The 16,141-nt window shown below is 65.9% G+C and carries 13 protein-coding genes and 7 tRNA genes; 16 read left to right on the forward strand and 4 right to left on the reverse strand.

Going from position 1 to position 16,141, the window contains the following annotated elements:
* Positions 1-211 precede the first annotated feature (211 nt).
* The 6 genes from CFB34_RS30325 to CFB34_RS30350 all read left to right on the forward strand — a co-directional run bounded on the left by CFB34_RS30325 (position 212) and on the right by CFB34_RS30350 (position 7,257).
* Positions 212-577 (forward strand): hypothetical protein, encoded by a 366-nt coding sequence (locus CFB34_RS30325; protein WP_089440468.1) that lies wholly within the window; start codon positions 212-214, stop codon positions 575-577.
* 141 nt (positions 578-718) lie between these two features.
* The gene (locus tag CFB34_RS30330) at positions 719-2,590 is read left to right on the forward strand and encodes an extracellular solute-binding protein (RefSeq protein ID WP_089440467.1); all 1,872 of its coding nucleotides are present in this window, start codon (positions 719-721) and stop codon (positions 2,588-2,590) included.
* A 52-nt stretch (positions 2,591-2,642) separates the two neighbouring features.
* Positions 2,643-3,686 (forward strand): ABC transporter permease subunit, encoded by a 1,044-nt coding sequence (locus CFB34_RS30335; RefSeq protein WP_089440466.1) that lies wholly within the window; start codon positions 2,643-2,645, stop codon positions 3,684-3,686.
* A gap of 48 nt (positions 3,687-3,734) precedes the next feature.
* Positions 3,735-4,832, forward strand: coding sequence for an ABC transporter permease (locus tag CFB34_RS30340; RefSeq protein ID WP_046546014.1), 1,098 nt, complete (start codon positions 3,735-3,737; stop codon positions 4,830-4,832).
* The gene (locus tag CFB34_RS30345; RefSeq protein ID WP_089440465.1) at positions 4,829-6,451 is read left to right on the forward strand and encodes a dipeptide ABC transporter ATP-binding protein; all 1,623 of its coding nucleotides are present in this window, start codon (positions 4,829-4,831) and stop codon (positions 6,449-6,451) included. The genes CFB34_RS30340 and CFB34_RS30345 overlap by 4 nt, the downstream gene beginning before the upstream one ends.
* A gap of 128 nt (positions 6,452-6,579) precedes the next feature.
* Positions 6,580-7,257, forward strand: a complete 678-nt coding sequence (locus CFB34_RS30350) for a C40 family peptidase (RefSeq protein WP_089440464.1) — start codon at positions 6,580-6,582, stop codon at positions 7,255-7,257.
* 148 nt (positions 7,258-7,405) lie between these two features.
* On the opposite strand, the gene CFB34_RS30355 is transcribed toward CFB34_RS30350, so the two are convergent.
* A complete protein-coding gene (locus tag CFB34_RS30355; RefSeq protein WP_089425949.1) occupies positions 7,406-8,320 on the reverse strand; it encodes a patatin-like phospholipase family protein in 915 nt (304 codons plus the stop codon).
* 279 nt (positions 8,321-8,599) lie between these two features.
* Here CFB34_RS30355 and gltX point away from each other — a divergent pair, with 279 nt between their 5' ends.
* The 9 genes from gltX (at position 8,600) to CFB34_RS30400 (ending at position 11,981) form a co-directional block, all read left to right on the forward strand.
* Positions 8,600-10,009 (forward strand): glutamate--tRNA ligase, encoded by a 1,410-nt coding sequence (gene gltX, locus CFB34_RS30360; protein WP_089440463.1) that lies wholly within the window; start codon positions 8,600-8,602, stop codon positions 10,007-10,009.
* A gap of 128 nt (positions 10,010-10,137) precedes the next feature.
* A tRNA-Ala gene (locus CFB34_RS30365) sits at positions 10,138-10,213 on the forward strand.
* A gap of 138 nt (positions 10,214-10,351) precedes the next feature.
* Positions 10,352-10,427, forward strand: a tRNA-Glu gene (locus CFB34_RS30370).
* A gap of 79 nt (positions 10,428-10,506) precedes the next feature.
* Positions 10,507-10,583 (forward strand) — tRNA-Asp (locus CFB34_RS30375).
* A 63-nt stretch (positions 10,584-10,646) separates the two neighbouring features.
* Positions 10,647-10,722, forward strand: a tRNA-Glu gene (locus tag CFB34_RS30380).
* A gap of 78 nt (positions 10,723-10,800) precedes the next feature.
* A tRNA-Asp gene (locus CFB34_RS30385) sits at positions 10,801-10,877 on the forward strand.
* 66 nt (positions 10,878-10,943) lie between these two features.
* Positions 10,944-11,019 (forward strand) — tRNA-Glu (locus CFB34_RS30390).
* Positions 11,020-11,092: 73 nt separating this feature from the next.
* Positions 11,093-11,169, forward strand: a tRNA-Asp gene (locus CFB34_RS30395).
* Positions 11,170-11,516: 347 nt separating this feature from the next.
* The gene (locus CFB34_RS30400) at positions 11,517-11,981 is read left to right on the forward strand and encodes a GNAT family N-acetyltransferase (RefSeq protein ID WP_027787064.1); all 465 of its coding nucleotides are present in this window, start codon (positions 11,517-11,519) and stop codon (positions 11,979-11,981) included.
* A 26-nt stretch (positions 11,982-12,007) separates the two neighbouring features.
* Here CFB34_RS30400 and CFB34_RS30405 read toward each other — a convergent pair whose 3' ends face one another.
* Positions 12,008-12,883, reverse strand: coding sequence for a helix-turn-helix transcriptional regulator (locus CFB34_RS30405; RefSeq protein WP_089440640.1), 876 nt, complete (start codon positions 12,881-12,883; stop codon positions 12,008-12,010).
* 258 nt (positions 12,884-13,141) lie between these two features.
* On the opposite strand from CFB34_RS30405, the gene CFB34_RS30410 reads away from it, so the two are divergent.
* The gene (locus CFB34_RS30410) at positions 13,142-13,555 is read left to right on the forward strand and encodes a gamma-glutamylcyclotransferase family protein (protein WP_089440462.1); all 414 of its coding nucleotides are present in this window, start codon (positions 13,142-13,144) and stop codon (positions 13,553-13,555) included.
* A 133-nt stretch (positions 13,556-13,688) separates the two neighbouring features.
* Here the strand turns inward: CFB34_RS30410 and aceB are convergent, their stop codons facing one another.
* Both aceB and CFB34_RS30420 read right to left on the reverse strand, forming a co-directional pair.
* On the reverse strand, positions 13,689-15,281 hold the full coding sequence (gene aceB / locus CFB34_RS30415) for a malate synthase A (RefSeq protein WP_089440461.1): 1,593 nt from the start codon (positions 15,279-15,281) through the stop codon (positions 13,689-13,691).
* 67 nt (positions 15,282-15,348) lie between these two features.
* The gene (locus CFB34_RS30420; RefSeq protein WP_011352491.1) at positions 15,349-16,110 is read right to left on the reverse strand and encodes a haloacid dehalogenase type II; all 762 of its coding nucleotides are present in this window, start codon (positions 16,108-16,110) and stop codon (positions 15,349-15,351) included.
* Between the last annotated feature and the right edge of the window lie 31 nt (positions 16,111-16,141).

A 16,141-nucleotide genomic window follows, 5' to 3' on the forward strand; every position in this document is an offset into this window, starting at 1 on the left:
CGTGGCGCCGCTTAACGCGGAGCGCGGCGCAGGATGAAAGATGTTTTAGGAATGGGGCGTGAGGGGGCGGGGCGGGCGTCGATTGTTACAAGACGTTAGCGCGGGCTGACCGTTGCGACGCGGCGCATCAGTTCTTACAAAGTGGAAATATGCGGAGACGGCGCTTGCCGTTATAGTCGAATCACACATGAAACAACCAGAAGAGGAATCCATGAAGACCTTGCGTGTTGCCTCGCTCTTGACCGGTATGACGGCCTTGCTCGTGTCGGGCGCAGCAATGGCGGGAGTCAATGTCGGGATCAATCTCGGCGTTCCGGCGCCGGTCTACGTCGCGCCCGCACCCGTGTATGCGCCGCCGCCTCCGCCGCCGGTCGTCTATCAGCCTGCGCCGGTCTACGCGCCGGCCCCTGTGTATGCGCCGGGGCCGGCCATCGTGATCGGCTGGCACGGCGACCGCTACTGGGACGGCCGCCGCTACTGGGGCCGTGACGAGTGGTATCGCCATCACGGCCGTGGCTGGGGCGATCGTGGCGATCGTGGCCACTGGGACAACGGCCGCCACAACGGCTGGCGCTGATCGGCAGGGCGCGCCCGCCTGATGCGCGCCCCCGATCCGCTCGTGAAGAAACCGCCCGCGTGGCGGTTTTCTTTTGGCTCGCTGGCTTGAATGGGTAGAATCGTCCCTCGTTACTCCCCTCATTCGACCGACAGGGCCTCTATGACGAAGGGTTCGCCCCGGGCCGCCGCCGCGCGCGTCCGCCGTGCGGTACGAACTGCCGGCCGCACGGCCGCGGTGTTCGTGCTGCAAGCGGTGCTGGCCGCGACTGCTGCGCACGCGGCCTACGCCATTGCGCAGTACGGCGAGCCGAAGTATCCGCCGGGCTTCAAGCATTTCGACTACGTCAACCCCGATGCGCCGAAGGGCGGCACGCTCGTGCTGGCGAACCCGAACCGGCTGACCTCGTTCGACAAGTTCAACCCGTTCACGATGCGCGGCAACCCGGCGCCGGGCATCGACATGCTGTTCGAGAGCCTCGCGACCGGCAGCTCGGACGAGCCGGCCTCGGCATACGGGCTGCTCGCCGACGACATCGACATCGCGCCGGATCGCCGGTCGGTCACGTTCCACCTGAATCCGCGCGCGCGCTTCTCGAACGGCGAGCGCGTCACCGCCGACGACGTCAAGTTCTCGTTCGACACGCTGAAGAGCAAGCAGGCCGCGCCGCAGTTCGCCGCGTATTTCGCGGAGATCGCGAAGGCCGTGGTCGTCGATCCGGCCACCGTGCGCTTCGAGTTCCGCAGCGCGAACCGCGAACTGCCGCTGATCGCCGGCGGCGTGCCGGTGTTTTCCCGCAAGTGGGGATTACGCGCGGACGGCTCGCGCATCCCGTTCGACCAGCTCGCGTTCGAGCAGCCGATCGGCAGCGGCCCGTACCTGATCGACCATTACGACAACGGCCGGACGATCACTTACCGACGCAACCCGGCCTACTGGGGCGCCGACCTGCCGGTGCGGGTGGGCACCAACAACTTCGAGCGGATCGTCTACAAGCTGTACGGCGACGGCGTCGCGCGGCTCGAGGCGTTCAAGGCCGGCGAATACGACGTGCTCGTCGAGTACATCGCGCGCAACTGGACGCGCCGCGACGTCGGCAAGCGCTTCGACAACGGCGAGCTCGTCAAGCGTGAATTCCGCCAGCATAACGGCGCCGGCATGCAGGGCTTCTTCATGAACCTGCGCCGGCCGCTGTTTCGCGACGTGCGCGTGCGCCAGGCGCTCGACCTCGCGTTCGACTTCGAATGGCTGAACCGCCAGCTGTTCTACAGCGCCTACACGCGGATGAACAGCTACTTCGCCGACACCGACCTGCAGGCGACCGGCACGCCGGGCCCCGGCGAGCTGAAGCTGCTGGAGCCGCTGCGCGCGCAGCTCGACCCGGCCGTGTTCGGTCCGGTGGTCACGCAGCCGAACACGAATCCGCCGGGCTCGCTGCGCGCGAACCTGCTGAAGGCGCGCGCACTGCTCGCGCAGGCCGGCTGGACCTATCGGGACGGCGCGTTGCGCAACGCGAAGGGCGAGCCGTTCACGTTCGAGATCCTCGACGATTCCGGCGCGGCAATGGAAGGGATCGTGGCGGCGTACCAGCGCAACCTGGCGAAGCTCGGCATCGATGCACGTTTTCGCACGGCCGATTTCGCGCTGCTGCAAAAGCGTCTCGACGCGTTCGACTACGACATGACGACGATCCGCCTGCCGGGCGTGCAGGTGCCGGGTGCCGAGCAATACTCGCGTTACGCGAGCAAGTTCGCCGACGAGCCGGGCTCCGACAACTTCATCGGGTTGAAGTCGCCGGCCGTCGACGCGCTGCTGCACGCGCTCGGTACCGCGCAGACGCGCGAAGACCTGCTCGACGCGACGCACGCGCTCGACCGCGTGCTGATGCACGGCTACTACGCGGTCCCGCAGTGGTACAGCACGACGCACCGGGTCGCGTACAAGCGCACGCTTGCCTATCCGCAGACGCTGCCGCTGTACTATTCGGCCGAGGGCTGGGTCGTGTCGACGTGGTGGGCGAAGCCCGATCACTGAACCACGCCGCCCTGACGTCCCATCCCGCCTACCGATCGCGAGTCGACGCCCTATGTGGAGCTACATCCTCAAACGCTTGCTGCTGATGATCCCGACGCTCATCGGCGTGCTGACCCTCACGTTCGCGGTGATCCAGTTCGTGCCGGGCGGCCCCGTCGAACAGGCCGTGCAGGAATTGCGCAAGGGCGCGACGGAGCAGGGTGCGGTGCCGTTCGGGATGCGTGCGCACACCGGCGTCGACGCGCAGCAGCTCGCGCAGCTCAAGGCGCTGTACGGCTTCGACAAACCGCCGCTCGAGCGCTACTGGCTGATGCTCAAGCGTTTTGCGCGCTTCGATCTCGGCGAAAGCTACTTTCGCCACCAGAGCGTGTGGTCGCTGGTCGTGCAGAAGCTGCCCGTGTCGATCAGCATCGGGCTGTGGACGTTCTTCCTCACGTACCTGATATCGGTGCCGCTCGGCATCGCGAAGGCCGTGCGCAACGGTTCGCCGTTCGACGTCGCGACGAGCCTCGTCGTGCTCGTCGGCTATGCGATTCCGGGCTTCGTGCTCGGCGTGCTGCTGCTCGTGCTGTTCGGCGGCGGCTCGTTCTGGCAGCTGTTCCCGCTGCGCGGGCTCACGTCGGACAACTTCGCGCAGCTGTCGCTCGTCGGCAAGGTGCTCGACTATCTGTGGCACATCGCGCTGCCGATCACGGCGTCGGTCGTCGGCAGCTTCGCGGTCGTCACGATGCTGACGAAGAATGCGTTCCTCGACCAGATCCGCCGGCAATACGTGCTGACCGCGCGTGCGAAGGGGCTTTCCGAGCGCAACGTGCTGTGGAAGCACGTGTTTCGCAATGCGATGCTGCCGTTGATCGTCGGCTTTCCGGCCGCGTTCATCGGCGCGTTCTTCACCGGCAGCCTGCTGATCGAGACGCTGTTCTCGCTCGACGGCCTGGGGCTCCTGTCGTACGAGTCGGTCGTGCGGCGCGACTATCCGGTCGTGCTCGGCACGCTTTATCTGTTCACGCTGATCGGGCTCGCGACCAAGCTGATCTCCGATCTCTGCTATGTGTGGGTCGATCCGCGCATTCAATTCGACACCCTGGAGCGCTGACATGAAACCGTCCGTCTGCATGCCCGGCGTCACCGGGCGAGGTGCGCGATGAACCGGGCCGTCGTGTCCTCCCGCATCGACGCGGCGCGCGCCCGCGTGTCGCCGTCGCCCGCGCGCCGCGTATGGCAGCGCTTCCGGCAGCAACGCCTCGGCTACTGGAGCTTCGTGATCTTTTTCGTGGCGTTCGCCGTGAGCGTGGCGGCGCCGCTGTGGTCGAACGACAAGCCGCTCGTCGTGCGTTACGACGGCCAGTACTATTTCCCGCTGTTCCACGCGTATCCGGAGACGACCTTCGGCGGCGACTTCCCGACGCCGGCCGACTATCTCGATCCATACGTGCGCAAGCGGCTCGAGGCGCCCGGCAACTTCGTCGTCTACCCGCCGAACCGTTACTACTACGACACGCTGAACTACTTCTCGAACGTGCCGAACCCCGCGCCGCCGTCCCGCGCGAACTGGCTCGGCACCGACGCGCAGGGGCGTGATCTGCTGGCGCGGCTCGTGTACGGGTTCCGCGTGTCGGTCGAGTTCGGGCTGATCCTGACCGTGATCGGCACGCTGCTCGGGATCGCCGCGGGCGCCGTGCAGGGCTTCTTCGGCGGGCGCATCGACATCGTCGGGCAGCGGCTGATCGAGATCTGGAGTTCGTTGCCGGAGCTGTACCTGCTGATCATCTTCGCGTCGATCTTCGAGCCGAGCTTCCTGCTGCTGATCGTGCTGCTGTCGCTGTTCGGCTGGATCGGACTCGCCGACTACGTGCGCGCGGAATTCCTGCGCAACCGCACGCAGGACTACGTGCGCGCGGCGCGCGCGATGGGCCTCACGAACTGGCAGATCATCTGGCGCCACGTGCTGCCGAACAGTCTCACGCCGGTGATCACGTTCCTGCCGTTCCGGATGAGCGGCTCGATCCTCGCGCTCACGAGCCTCGATTTCCTCGGGCTCGGCGTGCCGCCGCCGACCCCGAGCCTGGGCGAACTGCTCGCGCAAGGCAAGGGCAACCTCGACGCGTGGTGGATCTCGCTGTCGACCTTCGGCGTGCTGGTCGCGACGCTGCTGCTGCTGACCTTCATGGGCGATGCGCTGCGCAATGCACTCGACACGCGGATCGCCGATTCGGTGCGCGCGGCGGGAGGCCAGCGATGAGCGAACCGGTCGTATCGACGCAGGCTGAGCCGCTGCTGGCGCTCGAGCATCTGCATGTGCGCTTCGGCGACACGGTCGCGGTGGACGACGTGACGCTCGCGATCGGCCGCGGCGAGCGCGTCGCGCTGGTCGGCGAGTCGGGGTCGGGCAAGAGCGTGACCGCGCTGTCGATCCTGCGGCTGTTGCGCGACGCCGACGTGAGCGGCGCGATCCGCTTCGCGGGGCAGGACCTGATGGCCAAGAGCGAGCGCGAGATGCGCGGGTTGCGCGGCTCGGACATCGCGATGATCTTCCAGGAGCCGATGACCGCGCTCAACCCGCTGTATACGATCGGCGTGCAGATCGGCGAGACGATCGTGCTGCACGACGGCGTCTCGGCGGTCGAGGCGCGCAAGCGCGCGATCGCGTTGCTCGCGCGCACGGGCATCGCGGAGCCGGAGAAGCGCGTCGACAGCTATCCGCACCAGTTGTCGGGCGGTCAGCGCCAGCGCGCGATGATCGCGATGGCGCTCGCCTGCCGGCCGCGCCTGCTGCTGGCCGACGAGCCGACCACCGCGCTCGACGTGACGATCCGCGCGCAGATCGTCGACCTGCTGCTGGAACTGCAGCGCGAGGAGGCGGAAAAGCGCGGGATGGCGATCCTGCTGATCACGCACGACCTGAATCTCGTGCGGCACTTCGCGGATCGTGTCGCGGTGATGGAGCACGGCCGGCTCGTCGAGAGCGGGCCCGTCGAACGGATCTTCGCGGAACCCGAGCATCCGTACACGCAGCGGCTCTTGAACAGCCGGCCGCAACGCGCGGTCACGCCGGTGATGCCGATCGCGCCCGTCGTGCTCGACGCGCAGCACGTGAGCGTGCAGTTCGCACGCAAGCGGCCGGGCATCGCGGGCTGGTTCGGCTCGGTGCCGGTGACGGCCGTAGCCGACGTGTCGGTGTCGGTGCGGCAGGGCGAGACGCTCGGCATCGTCGGCGAATCGGGATCGGGGAAGTCGACGCTCGCGATGGCGCTGCTCGGCCTGCAGAAGACGGCCGGCGGCACGATCGAATTCCAGGGGCGCGCGCTGTCGACCTATCGCGGCCGCGAACAGACCGCGCTGCGCTCGAACATGCAGGTCGTCTTTCAGGATCCGTTCAGTTCGCTTTCGCCGCGTCACACGATCGAGCGGATCGTCGGCGAGGGGCTCGAGCTGCATCGCCCGGACATGACACCCGACGCGCGGCGTGAGAAGTCGCTCGCGGTGCTGCGCGAAGTCGGCCTCGACCGCACGGTGCTGCACCGTTATCCGCACGAATTCTCGGGCGGGCAGCGCCAGCGGATCGCGATCGCGCGGGCGCTGGTGCTGGAGCCGCGCATCCTGATCCTCGACGAGCCGACGTCCGCGCTCGACGTGTCGATCCAGCAGCAGGTGCTGAAACTGCTCGCGAATTTGCAACAGAAATACAACCTCGGCTATGTCTTCATCAGCCATGACCTGGAGGTGATCGGGGCGATGGCGCACCGCGTCGCGGTGATGCAGGACGGGGCCGTCGTCGAGTCGGGGGAGGTGGCCGACATCTTCGCCAGACCGTCACATCCTTACACACAAAAGCTGTTGAAAGCGGTCTGGAAAGCGTGATAGGCGGCCAATGGTCTGACTATCTCGATTGTATTTATTAATTTGTTTTGACAAACGATTACGCGCTGGCTAGTATCGACCGAAATTTTCCGCCAATCAGCTGATTTTTAAGCACATTCCATCGACCAATGCAGCATCGATCCCTGACCCAGGCATGCGCGCGCACCATCGCCGGGCTGTTCATCGGCGCCCTGTTCGCAGCAGCACCCGGCGCTTTCGCCGACGAAGTCAGCAGTTTTAACCAGAATGTCACGAATTCGACGCAGAACGCGTCGAGTGCCTCCCTCCAGCAGACTAGCGCACAGCCGTCGTCGAGCGGCGGCGCGAAGTCGTTCCTCGCGGGCATGGCCGGCAAGGCGGGCGACGTGGTCGTCGGCGCGCTGAACATGATCGGCGTGCGTTATCGCTGGGGCGGCAACTCGCCGGATTCGGGCCTCGACTGCAGCGGCTTCGTGCGCTACGTGTTCCAGGACACCCTCGGCATGTCGCTGCCGCGTCGTGCGGAAGAGATGAGCCGCGTCGGCGAGAAGGTGAGCATGAGCAACCTCAAGCCGGGCGACCTCGTGTTCTTCAACACGATGCGCCGTACGTTCTCGCACGTCGGCATCTACATCGGCGACAACAAGTTCGTGCACTCGCCGTCGACGGGCAGCACCATTCGCGTCGACGATCTCGACAGCGGCTACTGGGAAAAGCGTTTCACCGGCGCGCGCCGGCTCGAATCGGAGTTCCCGATGAAGCCGGAAGACCTGCGTCAGCGCGTGCGCGCGACGATCGGCGACGATTCGGCGAACGGCAACAACTGACGTTCGACGGCCGGTCCGGCCGGATCGAAAAAACCCTGTCACCGAAAGGCGGCAGGGTTTTTTGTTTTGGGGCGGCGCGAACGGCCGGCTGAAAACCGTTGCGCCGTTGGCGGGCCGGCGGCGCGCGCCGGCCTGCGCGTCGCGTGCGTTACGCGGCCGCCACGCCGCGTGCTGCCGCGAGCTTGCGCTGCAGTTCCGGCATGATGCGCGCGACGGCTTCCTCGCCCGCGAGAATCGCCGCGTTGCGCTGGTTGAAGTCGCTGCCGCCCATCGCGTTGAGGTTCGGGCGAATCACGACGTCCGCGTACTTGTCGAGTTCGTAGGTCTTGATCGTCTGGCCCATGATCGTGAAGGTCTGCAGCAGCATCTCGATCGGGTTGTTGGTTGCCGCGCCGTCCGGCCGGGACGAGATGTCGACCGCGATCACGAAGCTCGCGCCCATCTTGCGCGCATACGACGCCGGCACCGGGCTCACGAGGCCGCCGTCGACATACTCGCGGTTGCCGATCTTCACCGGCTCGAACACCGACGGCACGCTGCATGATGCACGCACCGCGAGCCCCGTGTTGCCTTGCTGGAACAGGATCGGCTGGCCGTTTTGCAGATCGGTCGCGACGATGCCGAGCGGCTTCGCCATCTTCTCGATTGGCCGGTTGTTGAGTGTCTTGTTCAGGAAGTTCTGCAGCGCCACGCCTTGCAGCAGCCCGCGCGAGCGGAACGGCAGCGCCCAGTCGCTGATCGCCGCCTGGTCCATGTCGAGCGCGATCTTGTTGATCTGAAGGGCGCTCATGCCCGATGCATAGAGTGCGCCGACCACCGAGCCCGCGCTCGTGCCCGCGACGATCTCGATCGGGATGCCGCGCGCCTCGAGCGCCTTCAGCACGCCGATGTGCGAGAAGCCGCGCGCGGCGCCGCCGCCGAGGGCGATGCCGATCTTCACCGGCTTTTCCTGTGGCAGTGCGGCGCCGGGGCGGGATTTGTCGCCGAACGACGTGCAGGCGGCGAGGCTGGCGGACGCGGCGGCGATCGTGAAGTGGCGGCGCGACAGGCGAGGGGACGACATCGAATGGTTCTCCGGCGGCTTGGCGGCGGGTGTCACGGCCCGCGGCGGCGATAGGTTCCGAGCGGCCGCGCAGCGGTTCCGTGCGGCCGGCGCCGCGCCGGCTGGCGGCCGCGGCGCGCACATCATAAAGCAAGCGGCGCGCTTGGCGCGATGTCCGGCGCGAGTATAATTCCGGCTTCTTTCCCGTTCCGGGCGTCGCCGGCCCCGTTGCTGTCCGGGCTGCCGCCGTCGATCCCGCGTCGAATCATTCATGCGCCCCAGGCGTTCGAGTTACCGTTTATGACCCGTCCTGTCCGTACCCGCTTCGCGCCGAGCCCCACCGGCTTCATCCACCTCGGCAACATCCGCTCCGCACTCTATCCGTGGGCGTTCGCCCGCAAGATGAAGGGCACGTTCGTGCTGCGCATCGAGGACACCGACGTCGAGCGCTCGTCGCAGGAAGCGGTCGATGCAATTCTCGAAGGGATGCAATGGCTCGGCCTGGATTTCGACGAAGGCCCGATCTACCAGATGCAGCGGATGGACCGCTATCGCGAGGTGCTCGCGCAGATGCTCGAGAAGGGTCTCGCGTACCCGTGCTACATGTCGGCCGAGGAGCTCGACGCGCTGCGCGAACGCCAGCGCGAGGCCGGCCTGAAGCCGCGCTACGACGGCACGTGGCGTCCGGAACCCGGCAAGGTGCTGCCGGAGCCGCCGGCCGGCGTGAAGCCGGTGCTGCGTTTCCGAAATCCGTTGACCGGCACGGTCGTGTGGGACGACGCGGTGAAGGGGCGTGTCGAGATCTCGAACGAGGAGCTCGACGACCTCGTGATCGCGCGCCCGGACGGCACGCCGATCTACAACTTCTGCGTGGTTGTGGACGACATGGACATGGGCATCACGCACGTGATCCGTGGCGACGACCACGTGAACAACACGCCGCGCCAGATCAACATCCTGAACGCGCTCGGCGGCGAGCCGCCCGTCTATGCGCACCTGCCGACCGTGCTGAACGAGCAGGGCGAGAAGATGAGCAAGCGGCATGGCGCGATGAGCGTGATGGCGTATCGCGACGCGGGCTTCCTGCCTGAAGCCGTCGTCAACTATCTCGCGCGCCTCGGCTGGTCGCACGGCGACGCGGAGATCTTCTCGCGCGAGCAGTTCGTCGAATGGTTCGATCTCGAGCATCTCGGCAAATCGCCCGCGCAGTATGACCACAGCAAGCTGAGCTGGCTGAACGCGCATTACATCAAGGAAGCCGACAACGCACGCCTTGCCGAACTGGCGAAGCCGTTCCTCTCCGCCCTCGGCATCGACGATGCGGCGATCGCGACGGGCCCTGCGCTCGAAGCGGTGGTCGGGCTGATGAAGGATCGTGCGACGACGGTCAAGGAGATCGCGGAAGGCGCCGCGATGTTCTATCGTGTGCCGGCACCGGAAGCCGATGCGCTCGCGCAGCACGTGACCGATGCAGTGCGTCCGGCGCTGGCCGATCTCGTCGCGGCGCTGAAGGCGGCCGACTGGACGAAGGAGGCCGTGTCCGCCGCGCTGAAGTCGACGCTCGGCACGCACAAGCTGAAGATGCCGCAACTGGCGATGCCGGTGCGTCTGCTGGTGGCGGGTACGACGCATACACCGTCGATCGATGCGGTGCTCGTGCTGTTCGGTCGCGATGTCGCGGTGTCGCGCATCGAGGCGGCGCTGGCCTGAGGTTCGAGGGCGAGCGAAGCTGCCCGTGCGTGACATCGCGGCAGCTTCGCAAAAAATTTCGCTCGAATCGCAAAAAGGGTATTTACAAGTTCAAAGTAGCTCCATATAATCTCATTTCTGTTCTGCAAGGGGGTATAGCTCAGCTGGGAGAGCGCTTGCATGGCATGCAAGAGGTCAGCGGTTCGATCCCGCTTACCTCCACCATCAGAACAAGCTGAGTTGATTTGCGAAGCACGGGTAGTAATAAATGCTTCACAAAATGATTTAAAGCAGTTAGAATTTCGGCCTTCGCTGTTGATTGAAAAGTGAATAGCGAAAGTCAGACAAATCTGAAAAGATTTTGTCCCCTTCGTCTAGAGGCCTAGGACATCACCCTTTCACGGTGAGTACAGGGGTTCGAATCCCCTAGGGGACGCCAGATTCAGCGGCGTTTCGTAGAAATGTCGCAACGCTTGCAGGAACGTAACCGACGTCCTGCGGGTGAGGGTAAGAAAGCTGGAGCGGTAGTTCAGTCGGTTAGAATACCGGCCTGTCACGCCGGGGGTCGCGGGTTCGAGTCCCGTCCGCTCCGCCAGAACGAAGCCCGTTCAAGACGTTTTTGAGCGGGCTTTTGTATTAAGGATGTAAGCAGTACGTTGTCCCCTTCGTCTAGAGGCCTAGGACATCACCCTTTCACGGTGAGTACAGGGGTTCGAATCCCCTAGGGGACGCCAGATTCAGCGGCGTTTCATCGAAGTGTCGCAACACCTGCAGGAACGTGACGATGTCCTGCAGGTGTGAGCAAGAAAGCTGGAGCGGTAGTTCAGTTGGTTAGAATACCGGCCTGTCACGCCGGGGGTCGCGGGTTCGAGCCCCGTCCGCTCCGCCAGAACGAAGCCCGTTCAAAGAACGATTTTTGAACGGGCTTTTGCATTAAAGATGTAAGCAGTACGTTGTCCCCTTCGTCTAGAGGCCTAGGACATCACCCTTTCACGGTGAGTACAGGGGTTCGAATCCCCTAGGGGACGCCAGATTTCGGCGTCGTTCGAACAAACGATGCGCCGGCAGGAAGCAACCGACGCCTGCCAGGCAAGTAGCAAGACTGGAGCGGTAGTTCAGTCGGTTAGAATACCGGCCTGTCACGCCGGGGGTCGCGGGTTCGAGTCCCGTCCGCTCCGCCAGAAAATGAAGAAGCCCGCCTTGTGCGGGCTTTTTCATTTGCATCGTCCGTTGCGCCCGCTTGCGGGCGCGTGACTGCGGAGTGGAGAATGCTGCCTGCGCAGCTTCCGGCGGGACTCGAAGGGCTGCGCTTGCAAGCGCAGCCGCGGCCTGCGGTATGTAGGCGAGTCCCGTCCGCTCCGCCAGAAAATGAAGAAGCCTTGTGCGGGCTTTTTCATTCGCGTTTCCGGTTGCGCCCGCTGGCCGCGTAACCTCCGGTCATCCGGCGTCGAGCCGCTACGAGAAATCCGCGATTGCATCCGCACGCGACTGCGCTATCGTGGCGGGATGCGTTCTTGACCCCTGCGCGATGCTCGATCCGACCGACCTGCGACTCCTGTATCAGCTCCGGCCCGCGGAGGCTGGCGATTTTCCGTTTGCCGAGGCGCTGACGCACGGCAACATGGGCGGCTACTACAAGCGCCATGGGCTCGTGTGGCGCAGCGACCTGTTCTACGCGAGCTGGCGCGAATCCGAGAACTTCATCCTCGAGGCCGATGGCGAGCGCATCGGCGTGCTGCGCGTGACCGAGGAAGGCGACTCGCTGCACATCCGCGACGTGCAGATCGCGGCCGGTCATCGCGGGCAGGGCGCCGGCACCTACATGCTCGACATGTCGCACCGCTGGGCGCGTGCGCGCGGGCTGCACGAACTGCAACTGCGCGTGTTCGTCGACAATCCGGCCGCGCGTCTCTACCTGCGCATGGGCTATCAGGTTGCCGGGTCGCGGCTCGCGCAACTGGGCTCGATCCGCCACATGGTGCGACCGGTCTGAAGTCCTGACGACATGAAGCGACGCGTTCAGCGGGCAGCGTCGATCGCGTCGTCGTCCGGGGTTTCGTCGTCCGCGCGGCTGCCTTCCGGGCCGCGATGCTCATAGCCGCGCAGCATGAATGCGCGCGGGCTTTCGCCGAATGCACGCCTGAACATCGCCGAAAAGGCGCTCTGGCTCTGGTAGCCGAGTTCGCGCGCGATATGCGACAGCGGGCGCCCCTGGTTCAGCAGCGGAATGGCCCGCGCGAGCAGCGCCTGCTGGCGCCACTGCGAAAAGCTCACCCCCAGTTCCTGCTTGAAGAGCCGCGAAATCGTGCGCGTGCTCGCGCCGACCTCGCCGGCCCAATGCTCGAGCGACTCCGCGTGGGCCGGGTGCGCGAGGACCGATTCGCACAGCATGCGCAGCCTTTTTTCGTCGGGCATCGGCACCGCGAGCGGCAGCGGCTCGGCGTGACTCAGCTCATCGAGCACGAGTCCGCACAGCAGGCGCTCGCGCGTGGTGCTCAGGTCGCGCGCGTCGAGTGCGACGATCAGTTCGCGCAGGAGCCCCGTCACTTCGACGACGCGGCACGCGTCGAGCCCGTCCGGCACGATCGACTCGTCGATATACAGCGTGCGCAAATATGCCTCTTCGACGATCACGACCTCGTGCGTCACGCTCGGCGGCACCCAGATCGCGCGGGATGGCGGCACCATCCAGGTCGTGCCGGTCGTCGCGACGCGCAACACGCCGCGCGACGCGTACGCGAGCTGCGCCCACGCATGCGTATGCAGCGGGATGCGATGGCCGGTATCGACCTGCCGCGCGCGCACGCGCATCGGATGGACGGCGGTCGGCGCGAATTCGGGCGGAATGTCGATGACGTACGGGTTCGGTACGTCGGCTTGGAACGGCGGGTTCATGGACGATTCGGGCAGCGCGGCGGCGATGCCGTTATTGTAGAAGGCGCCGCGAAAGTGCATGCGGCGGTTTGTCGGGCGATCATGCCGCGTTCAAATGAACTTTGTGTGGGGCTCCGGCGATTTCCGGACTGCCCCGGGGCCGGGCGCGCTGGCGGGCTCGAACCATCCGGCCGGTATCGTGGTCTATCGATGCGCGGGCGATATCGCCACGCATCGCGTGCGAACACGGCACCCTACGAATCAAAGAGGAGAACCACGATGCGCTACGTATTCGTCTACGGCACCCTGAGAAACGGGGAGGCCAACGACATCGGCCACGCGGCCGCCAGGCACGGGATTGCCGCGCCGACGCTGCTCGGTGCCGCCGCGCTGCCGGGCGAACTGTACGATTTCGGTACATATCCGGGAATGATTGCCGGGTCGGCCGGCAAGTCGCTGGTGTGGGGCGACGTCTACGAGGTCGACGACCGGCTCGTTCCCGTGCTCGACGAGATCGAGCGCGTGTATCCGGGCGTCGACTCGCTGTTCAAGCCGGAAGACGTGACCGTCGAGCTCGGCGGGCGGCAGTACGCGTGCCTTTACTATCCGGTCGCCGCGCACGCGATTGCCGGGCGTCCGCGCATTGCGTCGGGCGACTGGGTTCAGCACCGGCGCGAGCGGGAAGCCGTCTGACCGGTTGCGCGGCAGCCGCGGTAGCGGCCTGCCGCAAAAAGAAAAAACGCCCCGTGGGGCGTTTTTTTGATGCCGTCACCGCACGCGACCGGCGCCGACGCAGGGCCGGCCCCGATCGAGGCGGGCAGCGACGTCAGATTTCCTCGTACAGCGGCAGCGTCAGGAATTCGGTGAAGCCTTCCGACGTCGACATCTGCTCGAAGATCGCCGCGGCGCGCTCGTACGGCTGTGTGTTGCCGCCGACCGAGCGCTTCACGTTGTCGAGCTCGGCCTTCGAGAGTTCACGCACGAGTTCGGCGGTGACCTTGCGGCCGTCGTCGAGCACACCCTTCGGCGAGCGGATCCATTGCCACACCTGCGAACGAGAGATTTCGGCCGTGGCCGCGTCTTCCATCAGGTTGTGGATCGGCACGCAGCCGTTGCCGTCGAGCCATGCGCCGAGGTAGTGGATGCCGACGTTGATGTTGTTGCGCAGGCCGGCTTCGGTGATCGGCGCTTCCGGCTGGAAGTCGAGCAGGTTCTTGCCTTCGACCTGCACGTCGTCGCGCTGCTTCGCGATCTGGTTCGGCTTGTCGCCGAGCACCTTCACGAACTCTTCCATCGCGATCGGCACGAGGCCCGGGTGGGCCACCCAGCCGCCGTCGTAGCCGTCGGTCGCGTCGCGCTGCTTGTCCGAGCGCACGCCGCCCATCGCCTTGTCGTTCGCTTCGGGATCGTTCTTGATCGGGATCAGCGCGCTCATCCCGCCGATCGCCGGCGCGTTGCGCTTGTGGCAGGTCTTCAGCAACAGCAGCGCGTACGCGCGCATGAACGGCACCGTCATCGTGATCTTCGAGCGCTCGGCGAGGCAGAAGTCGCGGTCGTTCTTGAACTTCTTGATGGCCGAGAAGATATAGTCCCAGCGGCCGGCGTTCAGGCCCGAGCTGTGTTCGCGCAGTTCGTACAGGATTTCGTCCATCTCGAACGCGGCGAGGATCGTCTCGATCAGCACCGTCGCGCGGATCGTGCCGCGCGGCACGCCGACGCCTTCCTGTGCGGCGACGAAGATGTCGTTCCACAGGCGCGCCTCGAGATGGCTTTCCATCTTCGGCAGGTAGAAGTACGGGCCCGAGCCGCGCGCGAGCAGTTCCTTCGCGTTGTGGAACAGGAACAGCGCGAAATCGAAGATGCCGCCGGACACGCGCTGGCCGTCGACCGTCACGTGCTTCTCGTCGAGGTGCCAGCCGCGCGGACGCACGATCAGCGTGGCGACCTTGTCGTTCAGCCGGTACGACTTGCCGTTCTGCTCGAGCGAGATCGTGCGGCGCACCGCGTCCTTCAGGTTGATCTGGCCGTCGATCTGGTTCGTCCAGCTCGGCGCGTTCGAATCCTCGAAGTCCGTCATGTACGAATCGGCGCCCGAGTTCAGCGCGTTGATGATCATCTTGCGCTCGACGGGGCCGGTGATCTCGACACGGCGGCATTGCAGGTCGGCCGGCAGCGGCGCGACCTTCCAGTCGCCTTCGCGGATCGCCTTCGTCTCGGCCAGGAAGTCGGGGCGCTCGCCCGCGTCGAGGCGTTTCGTGCGCTCGACGCGCGCCTGCAGCAGCGCCTGGCGGCGCGGCTCGAACGTGCGGTGCAGCGCGGCGACGAGTGCGAGCGCTTCAGGCGTCAGGATTGCTTCGTAACCCGGCTTGATTTCGCCGGTGATCGCCATGCCTTGCGGCAGCGTGATCGGGGTGCTCATGAGTCTCATCTCCTTGGTCGGTCAGTTGCGGTTTCGGTGAAGGGGGAAGGCGGCAGCGCTGCGAACGTCATGCACCCGGGCTGGGGCGCGTGCGGTTTGCGGGTCTGCCGGACGGAGCCGGGGTGGCGAGGAATGCGAGCAGGTCGGCCATGCCGGTGCCGGTGCCGTCGGGCGGCGCGCCGAGTTCCTCGGCGGGTGCGCCCGTGCGGTTGAGCCAGAACGTCGTGTAGCCGAACCAGACGGCGCCGGCGACGTCCCATGCGTTCGACGACACGAACACGATGCCGCGCCGGTTCGGTCCGAACGCGTCGGTGCCGAGCGCGTAGGCGGCCGGGCTCGGCTTGTACGCGCGCACGGTGTCGGCCGACAGCACGCGATCGAACAGCCCGGACATGCCGGCGCTCTTGATCGCGATGTCGAGCATCTGCGGCGTGCCGTTCGACAGGATCCCGAGCGGCGGGCGCGGGTCGAGCGCGCGCAGCTTGCGCAGCGCCGGCACCGTATCGGGATAGGTGGACAGGCACGCGTATTCGTCCATCAGCCGCTTCTCGGCCGCGCTGTTCAGCGCGAGCCCGAGCCGGCGCGCGGCGAACCGCAGCGCGTCGAGCGTGATGTCCCGGAACGGGCGATAGCGGGCGCCGGCCGGATCAGCGAGCGTGCGCAGTTGCGAGTATTCGATTTGCTTGCGTCGCCACAACTGCGACAACCGTTCCCCGTGACCGGGAAACATCTGTTCCGCCGCGGCCAGGACCGCACGCACGTCGAACAACGTGCCGAATGCGTCGAAGAGGATGGCGTCGGGAGAGGAGAGTGTCGTTGTGGCCGACATAGCCTTGCGCTCCAGTTTCAGAGGTCAGGTG

Origin of the sequence: Burkholderia sp. HI4860 (assembly GCF_002223045.2) — a bacterium.
Classification (GTDB): domain Bacteria; phylum Pseudomonadota; class Gammaproteobacteria; order Burkholderiales; family Burkholderiaceae; genus Burkholderia.